This is a genomic window from Rhizobium sp. SEMIA 4085, assembly GCF_013004495.1.
Lineage (GTDB): Bacteria > Pseudomonadota > Alphaproteobacteria > Rhizobiales > Rhizobiaceae > Rhizobium > Rhizobium gallicum.
Map to the genome: position 1 here is coordinate 34,622 of NZ_JABEPH010000005.1, position 9,956 is coordinate 44,577.

At 59.3% G+C, this 9,956-nt stretch carries 9 protein-coding genes and 1 pseudogene; 4 read left to right on the plus strand and 6 right to left on the minus strand.

Annotated features, from left to right (window positions below; all coding sequences use genetic code 11):
- Positions 1–2 precede the first annotated feature (2 nt).
- Positions 3–758 carry a siderophore-iron reductase FhuF gene (gene fhuF, locus C9413_RS01470; protein WP_039843700.1) on the plus strand — a complete coding sequence of 252 codons (756 nt, stop codon included), beginning with the start codon at positions 3–5 and terminating at the stop codon, positions 756–758.
- Positions 755–1,876 carry an ABC transporter substrate-binding protein gene (locus C9413_RS01475; RefSeq protein WP_039843699.1) on the plus strand — a complete coding sequence of 374 codons (1,122 nt, stop codon included), beginning with the start codon at positions 755–757 and terminating at the stop codon, positions 1,874–1,876. The genes fhuF and C9413_RS01475 overlap by 4 nt, the downstream gene beginning before the upstream one ends.
- On the opposite strand, the gene C9413_RS01480 is transcribed toward C9413_RS01475, so the two are convergent.
- The 6 genes and pseudogenes from C9413_RS01480 to mutM all read right to left on the minus strand — a co-directional run bounded on the left by C9413_RS01480 (position 1,873) and on the right by mutM (position 8,266).
- A complete protein-coding gene (locus C9413_RS01480) occupies positions 1,873–2,955 on the minus strand; it encodes a saccharopine dehydrogenase C-terminal domain-containing protein (RefSeq protein ID WP_039843698.1) in 1,083 nt (360 codons plus the stop codon). The genes C9413_RS01475 and C9413_RS01480 overlap by 4 nt on opposite strands.
- Positions 2,956–3,078: 123 nt before the next feature.
- Positions 3,079–4,632 (minus strand): chromosomal replication initiator protein DnaA, encoded by a 1,554-nt coding sequence (dnaA, locus tag C9413_RS01485; RefSeq protein ID WP_039846589.1) that lies wholly within the window; start codon positions 4,630–4,632, stop codon positions 3,079–3,081.
- Positions 4,633–5,502: 870 nt separating this feature from the next.
- Positions 5,503–5,781, minus strand: a complete 279-nt coding sequence (gene rpsT / locus C9413_RS01490) for a 30S ribosomal protein S20 (RefSeq protein ID WP_039843697.1) — start codon at positions 5,779–5,781, stop codon at positions 5,503–5,505.
- Positions 5,782–5,974: 193 nt separating this feature from the next.
- Positions 5,975–6,748 carry an enoyl-CoA hydratase gene (locus C9413_RS01495; protein WP_039843696.1) on the minus strand — a complete coding sequence of 258 codons (774 nt, stop codon included), beginning with the start codon at positions 6,746–6,748 and terminating at the stop codon, positions 5,975–5,977.
- A gap of 305 nt (positions 6,749–7,053) precedes the next feature.
- Positions 7,054–7,326: pseudogene (locus C9413_RS01500) on the minus strand (IS110 family transposase); the annotation flags it as partial.
- A 49-nt stretch (positions 7,327–7,375) separates the two neighbouring features.
- A complete protein-coding gene (gene mutM / locus C9413_RS01505) occupies positions 7,376–8,266 on the minus strand; it encodes a bifunctional DNA-formamidopyrimidine glycosylase/DNA-(apurinic or apyrimidinic site) lyase (protein WP_039843694.1) in 891 nt (296 codons plus the stop codon).
- Between the two features lie 151 nt (positions 8,267–8,417).
- Here mutM and ubiE point away from each other — a divergent pair, with 151 nt between their 5' ends.
- The gene (gene ubiE, locus C9413_RS01510; protein WP_039843693.1) at positions 8,418–9,194 is read left to right on the plus strand and encodes a bifunctional demethylmenaquinone methyltransferase/2-methoxy-6-polyprenyl-1,4-benzoquinol methylase UbiE; all 777 of its coding nucleotides are present in this window, start codon (positions 8,418–8,420) and stop codon (positions 9,192–9,194) included.
- Positions 9,195–9,199: 5 nt separating this feature from the next.
- Positions 9,200–9,956, plus strand: a 757-nt coding sequence (locus tag C9413_RS01515; RefSeq protein WP_246703675.1) for an AarF/UbiB family protein, incomplete at its 3' end; no start/stop codon positions are given.

Here is a 9,956-nt window from a genome sequence, read left to right on the forward strand (position 1 = left end):
CGATGGCCAGTGCCTCGCATCGGGAGATGACAGTTAAGGACGGGCTGCTTGGCCTATCGCCCGCCTTTTCCGGCGAGCACGCCTGGTGCCGAGACAAGATGATGATCAGCAAGGAGCTTGCCGGCGGCGTGCCACTGCCTGCTTTTTTCCGGGACGGAGGCTTTCAGCGCGCGATTGATCGCTATGCGGAAATATCCGGCGGCAGCGACCGGCGCGCCGTGGTTTCCATGTGGTCGCTCTATTATTTTTCCGGGCTTTCGATCCCCTACTTGCTCGCCCGGCGCCTGGGCGGCCAGGCCCTTCCGGTCGGATTCGAAGAGATGACGATCGCATTGGAGGATAACGGCCTGCCGCGCGCCTTCGGCGTTCCCCATGCCGGCACGATCGAAAGCGGGGTCGAGACCGAAGGTTTCACGGCCGTGGGCCCCCTGCTTGAAACCCACCTTGGCGAGGCCGTCATGCGGCTGAAGGCCTGCGGCATCTCGGCGAAGCTTTGCTGGAACAACGCTGCCGTCTATATCGATTATGCATTGCGCCTGACCGGAGGAGAGCCATCAGACGGCCCCGACCTTCCGCTCTTTGTGCGCGGCCACCTGCCGGATGGCGGCGTAAACCCGTTTTGCGGCTGCGTCAGCTATCTGGATGAAGAGGGTGAGCAGGTCGCACGGCGCAAGGTCTGCTGCCTTCGATACATGCTTCCTGGAATTCCAAGCTGCGGCAAACTCTGCGCATTGCCAAGCCAGAGGAACCCGCAATGACCGCGTTTCTCACGACACGGCGAAATCTGCTCGCTGTGGCTTCCGTCGTTCTTTGTGCTCCGCATGTTGCAAAAGCGCAATCCGCGTGGCCGCTCACCATCACGGATGCGATCGGCCGCAAGGTGACGATCAGGAAAAAGCCGGAAGCCGTCATCCTTGGGACGGGATTCAATCTTGTCGCCCTGTCGCTGATCCTTCCCGATCCCGTCAGCATGCTCGCCGGGTGGGCAAATGACATGAAGGGGGACAATCCCTTTATCTATGAGGCCTTTCGAAAGAAATTTCCGGCAATCGAGAACGTGCCTTTCGTCGGCAACGGCCAGGCGGACGGGCTGTCCTTCGAGGCGGCGCTCTCGCTCAATGCCGACCTTGCGATCATGGCGATGTGGCAGGCCGACAGCGAACTCGGCCAGCGTGCGATACAGTATCTCGACTCCGTCGGTGTGCCGGTCGTTGTTGTCGATTTCAATCGCGACCCGCTGAAGACCACGCCGCGCGACATGCGCCTTCTCGGCCGGATTTTCGAGCGCAATGAGCAAGCCGAAGATTTCGCCAGGTTCTTCGAGACGCGGCTTGAGCGCATCAAAGCCAAGGCGCCGAGGGACACCGGCCCTCTCGTACTGATGGATGCCTTTCCAAGCGATGTCCGCGGAAGCTGGGCAATCGGCCGCACCGGGCTCGGAGAACTGATAACGCTTTCAGGCGGCCGCAACGCCGCCGACAAGAACCTTCCACCCCAGGGCGGACAGGTGACTGCGGAATATATCCTCGCAGCCGAGCCTGATATCTACATTGCTACCGGATCACCCGGCGGCACCTATACGGCCTTTTCCATCGGTCCCGGCGTCGATCCATCAGAAGCCCAGCGCTCGCTCGGCGAAACGGTAAAGATGCCGGCACTTGCGCCGCTGAAGGCCGTTCGCGAAGGCAAAGTGCACGGTATGTGGAATTTCTTCAATGCCGTGCCGCTGAACATTCTGGCAGCCGAAGCGGTGGCAACCTGGGTCAGGCCCGAACTTTTCGACGACGTCGATCCGGCAAAAAGTCTTGCCGAGATCAACGAGCGTTTTGCCGCGGTGCCTTTCGAAGGCGCCTATTGGACGAGCCTCAAGAGCTAATGGCGACTTGAGGCGCTCGCCTTGAACAGGCTTCCGGTTGGCGTCTGCAGGAACACATCGAGCGGGATGTGCTCCTGATGCAGGAAGCCAGTTGCCGGCAGCAGGCCGTCGCGGACCATTTCGATGACGGCGACGACGGATGCCGAGGTCGTCCAGGCGATCGCCGTGCGGCGCGCGCCGGCAATCTCGATCGGATAATAAGCGCGCACGAACTCCTTGCGGCGCAGGCTTCCTGCTTGCGTGCCTTCGGCCGCGACATGGACATAGACCACGTCGTCGTCGACGGGTGGCTTGGCATTGGTCAGGATTTCGCCGGCGAGTTTTCGCTGCTCCCGCATCAGCAGCTCATGGAAGAAGAAATTCATCAGGTCCATATGGCCCGGATAGCGCATCGTCTTGTAGTCGAGATTGTCGACCTTGCCGTGCAGCGTATCGCACATCGTGCCGAGCCCGCCCGACGTGGTGAAGGCTTCAAGCTTGACGCCCTCGACATAGATCGTCTCATGCCATTCCATCGGCGAGACGAACTTGCGCACACCGCCTTCGATGACTTCGCAATCGTTCAGATATTCGTTGACGACGCCTTCCGGCGACCAGTTGAAGGCATAGCCCAACAAGCCCGTCGGGTTCTGCGGCAAAGCACCGACACGCATGCGGATCGAGCGGCAGCGGTCGAACCCATCGGCAAGGCTTGTACCAACGATGCCGACAAAGCCCGGCGCCAGGCCGCATTGGGGCGCCATCAGGCCACGCGACGTCTTCGAGAGTTCGATGATCAAATTGGTGGTCGGAACGTCTTCCGTCAGGTCGAAATAATGGATGCCTGCCACGTGGGCGGCCCGCGCAAGCTCGATATTGAGATGGTATGGCAGGCAGGAGAGCACTGCTTCCACACCCGATAGCAGCTCCGTCACGAAGGCCGCGTTGGAAACATCGCCGACGCGGCACGCGAACGGCACTTCGGCCTGCGGCAATTGCGCATCCGCGCCCGCAACTTCGAAGCCGCCCTCATGCAAAAGCGTTGCCGCAAGCCGTCCGACCTTACCAAGTCCGAGAACGGCGATCCTCTTAAAACTCATCTTTACCCTCCCAGCGCCGTCGAAGCCGCGGCGCTCACTTCTTGAGGCTGTATAGAAAAGAACGCATAAAAGAAAACGGCCGGAATTGCTTCCGGCCGCAAATTTCAGGTGGACGGTCGCCGATCATTCGTTGATCAGGCGCTTCAGAAGTTCGATCTCGTGCGAAAGCTTGGTGTCTCCCGAAATCAGCTCCTCGATCTTGCGCACCGCATGCAGCACTGTCGTATGGTCGCGCCCACCGAAGCGGCGGCCGATTTCCGGGAAGGAGCGCGGCGTCAGCGTTTTCGACAGATACATGGCGATCTGACGCGGCTTGACGATGACGCGCGTGCGGCGGTTCGAAACCAGCTCCTGGCGGGACACATTGTAGTGGCGTGCGACGATGCGCTGGATATCTTCGATACGCACGCGGCGCGGCTCGCCGGAGCCGACCAGATGGGCCAGCAGTTCGTCGACCCGCTCGATCGACAGGTTCGGCTCGAAGGAGCGCCGGAAGATCAGCTGATTGAAGGCGCCTTCGAGTTCGCGGCCGCTTGCCGTTACGCTGCGGGCAACATGCGAGAGCAGTTCGGCCGGGATTTCCACAGATGGATCTTCCAGACGGGCCGCAGCCAGGCGGCGCTTCAAGATCTCGAGGCGCATCTCGTAGTCCGGCGCATCAAGCTCGATCGCCACACCGCCCTGCAGACGGGACCGTACCCGCGGATCGAGCGATTCCAACTCCCAAGGCGCGCGATCGGCCGCAACCACCACCTGCTTGGCGCTGTCGAGCAGCATGTTCAGCAGATGGCAGAACTCGTGCTGGATCATCTTGCCCTGCAGGAACTGCATGTCATCGATGATCAGAAGGTCGATATTGCGGAGCGAGTCCTTCAGCGTCAGCGCATCGTTGTCCCGGATCGCCGTTGCAAAACGCCACATGAAGTATTCGGCCGTCAGATAAACGACACGCAGCGCCCGCGGATTTTGAACCGCTGCGTTGGCGATCGCCTGCAGAAGGTGGGACTTGCCGAGACCGACATTCGAATGAATGAAGAGCGGGTTGAAGCGCACTGCGCCCTGCCCTGCTTCGGCAATTGTTTTTGCCGCAGCAAGCGCAACGCGGTTCGAGCTGCCTTCAACGAAGGTGTCGAAGGTGAAGCGCGAGTCGAGCGGCGAACCGAACAGCGGCTGGCCGACCGTCGCGGGACGGGCGGCAGCGGCGGCCGAAACGGCCTGTTGAACCGCCTGACCAGCTGGCTGAGCAGCAAGAGGGCGACGCATTGGCGTAACCGGTGATGCCGGCTCTTGGGAAGCTGCCTCATCCACCGGCTTCATGCCGGGACGCGTTGCCGTACGGACGAGAATTTCCACCTTCAGGATTTCAGCATCTTCCTGCCGGAAAAGGCTGGTGATGAGATCAAGATAACGGTTGTTGATCCACGACTTGAGAAATGTGGTGGGAACCGAAAGACGCACGACGCTCTTTGAAACCGAATGCAGCTTCAGACGTGCGAACCAGCTTGCATAAACATCCGGGCCGACCTGGGCCTTCAGACGCGCACCAACACGCTCGAAAAGTATGCCATGCTTCATGTCTCCTTTTTCCCCCGCCGCATCCGGGCAAATAGAGCCAAACGCCTGCGGTGCCTTATCCCCATTATCAAGAGCACCCGTCGTCAATGAATTCATTTGCATCATGCCGCCTTCCAAATTCATTTCACCGGGCGACATCAGTCAAACAGCCGCCCGATCAATTTTCCCCGTTGTGGCATGCCGGCGGCCCTTTCATGGACCATCATGCATGCCGGTTCACACAAACACTGTCCCGCAAAGCGAGACCGGCGCAGACAACCGTGGCGGATACCGCCTTCATGCGGCCTCCGTCATGTTCGCCGCGCCAAGCCGGCCACCGGACCTCGTTTTCCGACCAGCCTGCCCGAACGCAAATTTTACTGTCCCCATCCCCTTCAGCTCCCTTGAACATGGAGCCGCCGAGCGCACAAAGCATCTTCGTTCCGTGACCAGCCACGGTCCCGGCGCAAATAGCTCAAGTGCTTGAAAAAAACGGAGAGATAACTACTCCGTGACAAATGACACAAACTCATCGCCCTGCCGGTGTGGCAGTTTAGACTGAGCCTTTGCAGGTGATATCCGCGCCCTTTGCTGGAAGTCATTTAGGCAGGATCGGTTGCCGAGATCAATGATGAATTTTACGCAAAATTAAGAAGCGACCATTGACTCCGGGGCCCGTTTTTGGGCGTCACGCTAATGTCAAAAAAGAATCGCAGGAGAATCAAGGAGATTCCCGAAGTGGGTATTTTGGACACGCATTGAAAGAAAAAAAATAAAAATCCGCTTGACTCACAACTAAGCCTGCCGGAACGCAGAAGAGTCGCCCAAGCTGGAAACGTCCTTGCGCAACTATTTGTTTTTAAACAATTTTTCATGTCACCCCAGTGACACGAAGCAGTCGCCAAATTAGCCAATCCGGAGATGATCGTCGGAATCGAAAAAGCCCGGCTTGATTACCGGGCTAATCATAACGATCAATTTGTTAACGAAAGATTATGCGGTCGCAGGCGCCGACAGAGCCTTCACACGGGCAGCGAGGCGCGAGATCTTGCGGGATGCCGTGTTGGCGTGGACGACGCCCTTGCTTGCGGCGCGCGCGAGTTCCGGCTGCGCTGCGAGGAAGGCTTCCTTTGCCTTGGCAGCATCACCAGCTGCAAGTGCCTCTTCGACCTGGCGAACGAAAGTGCGAACGCGCGAGCGACGAGCCTTGTTGACGTCGGTACGGCGGGCGATCTTGCGGGTCGCTTTTTTCGCCGAAGTTGTATTGGCCATGGATGCCTCTCTCAAGAATTCGAACAAACTCCGCCATCACCGCGGGCCCTGCGGCCACAATCTTCAGCAATGCGGGAGCATAAACGGAAAACCTGATCGGCTTCCCGAACCGTGGGCGGGCATATAACTCTAAAGCCGGCCCGCGTCAACGCGCATTTTCAAGGAAACGCCGCCTTTCTCCGTGGAATGAAGATCAGCGGTGTTTAAAGGCCGGTTTGCGTTTCTCGATGAAGGCCGCCATGCCTTCCTTCTGATCTTCCGTTGCGAAAAGGCTGTGGAACAGACGGCGCTCGAAACGCAAGCCCTCCTCCAGCGTGGTTTCCAGCGCGCGATTGACCGCCTCCTTGGCCATCAGCACCGAAGGCTGCGACAGCGACGCAATCTTGTCGGCCGCCGCCAGCGCTTCGTCGAGCAGCCGCTCGGGCGCGACCACACGCGAAACGAGCCCAGCACGCTCGGCTTCGGCCGCATCCATCATTCGGCCGGTCAGCACCATATCCATAGCCTTCGACTTGCCTACCATACGCGTCAAGCGCTGCGAGCCGCCCATGCCGGGGATGACGCCGAGCGTGATTTCAGGCTGACCGAATTTTGCAGTGTCCGACGCTATGATAAAGTCGCACATCATGGCCAATTCGCAGCCGCCCCCGAGTGCGAAGCCGCTGACGGCAGCGATCACCGGCTTGCGGGCCTTGGCAATCTCGTCCCAGCCGCTGATGAATTCGGCCTTATACATATCGGCAAACTGCAGCGGCTGCATTTCCTTGATATCGGCGCCGGCTGCGAAAGCGCGTTCGGATCCGGTCAGAACGATTGCACCGATCGCCTCGTTGTCGTGGAAATCTGCAAAGGCCTGCTTCAATTCCTTCAGCACCGTGGAATTCAGCGCGTTCAGTGCCTGCGGCCGGTTCAGCGTAATCAGGCCGACATTGCCGCGGGTTTCGACGATCACCGTTTCATAGGCCATGCTTGTCTCCAATGAAAGAACGCAAGGGGCAAAACACCACCATTTGGCGGCTTTTCCTTGGGTTCCGTTGTGGTTTGACCGGCGTTTTCGCCGATCGAGCAAATCTCTTTCTTAACGACAGGCATCTGCCGTTCGGTTCTTGAACCATTCTCCAAGGCGTGACCTTGCCTGTGGCTTCGCTCACAGAGTGGCGTTCGGCTCCCGGTTTCCCATTCTCCCTAAAGAGCGCAGCAGAGACCTGCCGGGCTCGCTAAACAATCATCAGGACAACCGGGATGTCGTCGACGCGCCTTCCATAGTGCTTTGCGGGTCGCCTCGACAACCGCATGCGAGTTCTCGCGGTAGCGTTCGAGAGACCCGCCGAGCGACTGGCGATCGTTCTTCACCCGACCGGAGCGCAGCGTCTTACTGCTACTGTCCTGGACCACAAGGTGGCTGTAGGATTTGTGGTAGTCGACCCCGATATGGTATTCATAAGAGGCAGCCATGCTTCCAACTCCCTTATTGAGATCTTCGAAACCCCAATAGGATAAGCCGAAAGGCTGGAAGCGTGACTGTCCCTCGATCATCGACTGCATCTCAGTAATCCGTTCTCTCAGCGGGCGCGGCCTCTTTCATGCCGCCTCCCTATTTCTGGCAGTCCGGGCAATAGAAGGTGGAACGTCCTGCCTGTACGATGCGCGAGACCGTACCGCCGCAGCCCGGTGTGCGGCAAGGCAGACTTTCGCGGTCATAGACCGAGAAGGAATGCTGGAAATAGCCGAGCGAGCCATCGGTCTGGATATGGTCGCGAAGTGACGAGCCACCGGCCTTGATCGCATCGGCGATGACGCTGCGGATAGACGCGACGAGAAGACTAAGCTGCTCCTTCGGCTTTCCGGTTTTGGTGACCAGGGTTTTCGCAGCGCGTACCGGCATCAGGTGCGCGCGCCAGAGCGCCTCGCACACATATATATTGCCGAGACCAGCAACGTTTTTCTGGTCGAGAAGGGCGCCCTTCAGGGGCTGTGCCTTTCCCGCAAAGCGGTCTGCCAGATAGGCGGCACTCAGTTCGTTGCCGGTCGGCTCCGGCCCGAGGCCGAAAAGGAAAGCATTGTTCTGAAGCTCTGAGCGATCGGCGATATCCATGAATCCGAAGCGGCGTGGATCATTATATATGACGCGGCGCTCACCACCTTGGCCTTCCAGATGGAAGATCGCATGGTCATGCTTCTCGTCCTTCGACCGCTTGTAGCGAAAATCGCCTGGCGTTTGGCTGACTGGCCCCTGCTCGATGCGGAAGGAGCCGGACATGCCGAGATGGGAAATGATGGTCTTGCCGCTGTCGAGGTCGATCAGCAGGTATTTGGCGCGGCGGCCAAGCCCGATAATGGTGCGGCCCGAAACCTCGTCTTCGAAATTTTCCGGAAAGGGAAAGCGCAGATCGCCGCGGCGAAGCTCCAGCCGCTCGATGCGCGCGCCCTCCATGGCGGGCGAAAGACCACGCTTCACCGTTTCGACTTCTGGCAATTCCGGCATCTTAACCCATCTGTATTTAAACGTGTTTCAACTGCGGACGATGTGGGTTATAGCGCCAGTAGGCCGCGGGTATTACCCGCCTGCACAGATAGCGTCTCAAGCGGCCTTTCGCTATGGTCGCCGTACCGATTTCGAGTAACGGAGTAGTCCGATGTCACAAAGCCGTACTTCCGCCAATGGCGGCATGGAAACATCCTACGGCTTCCGCGAGGTGCCGAGTGGCGAGAAGCAGGGTCTCGTCAACGACGTCTTCCACAAGGTCGCCAGACGCTACGATATCATGAACGATGTGATGTCGATGGGCATGCACCGCGCCTGGAAGGATGCGATGGTCGCGGCGCTTAATCCGCGCAAGGAACCGGGCTACAAGGTGCTGGATGTTGCGGGGGGCACGGGCGATATTGCCTTCCGTATCGTCGAAGCATCCAACCGCATGGCGCATGCGACCGTGCTCGACATCAACGGCTCCATGCTCGGCGTCGGCGCCGAGCGGGCGGACAAGAAGAGACTCTCCGACAATCTCACCTTCATCGAGGCCAATGCCGAGGACCTGCCCTTTGAGGCCGGCACCTTCGATGCCTATACGATCGCCTTCGGCATCCGCAATGTGCCGCACATCGACGTGGCGCTCTCGCAAGCTTATCGCGTGCTCAAGCGCGGCGGCCGGCTGCTCGTGCTGGAATTTTCGGAAGTGGACATGCCGCTTCTGGACAAGGTTTACGAGGCCTGGTCCTTCAATGCCATTCCCAGGTTCGGCAAGGCGATAACCGGCGACGGCGAGCCCTATCAGTATCTTGTCGAATCCATCCGCAAGTTCCCGAACCAGGAGAATTTCGCGGAAATGATCCGTAAGGCCGGCTTTTCGCGCGTGACCTACACCAGCTACACCGGCGGCATCGCGGCCCTGCACTCGGGCTGGAAGCTTTGATCTAAATGAGTGCTTTCGGAGCATATTTTCGGCTCGTGCGGGTCGGCTGGATTTTGGTGCGCGAGGGCGTTGTTTCGGCGCTGCCTTCGGAAGGCTTGCCGCCTGCCGTGAGCCTTGCCAAATCCTTTGTCGGCCTGCTTGCGCGCAGCCGCGCAAAAGCCAAGAAACGCAGCGATCGGCTGGCCCAGGCAGTCGAGCGGCTCGGACCTTCCTATGTGAAGATCGGTCAGTTTCTAGCGACCAGGCCGGACGTCGTCGGCGTCGAATTCGCCGACGACCTTTCGCAGCTTCAGGACCGGATGGCCTTCTTCCCGATTGCGGCGGCAAAGGCGAGTATCGAAGGCTCACTCGGTCGCCCGATGGAAGAGCTTTATGCGACTTTCGACGATCCGATTGCCGCAGCCTCTATCGCGCAGGTGCATCCTGCAGAGGTGAATACCCCAAATGGTCGCAGGAAGGTCGCCGTCAAGGTGGTGCGCCCCGGCGTACGGCAGCGTTTCGCCCATGACATCGAGGCAATGTATCTCGTCGCCGGTATGCAGGAGCGCTTCATGCCCTCGAGCCGGCGGCTGAGGCCGGTCGAAGTAATGAAAACGCTCGAGCAGTCGACCAAAGTCGAAATGGACCTCCGGCTTGAGGCGGCTGCACTTTCGGAGATCGCCGAAAACACGGGACAGGATCCAGGCTTTCGCGTTCCGAAGGTGGATTGGGAACGCACCGGCCGCGACGTCATCACCATGGAGTGGATCGACGGCGTCAAGA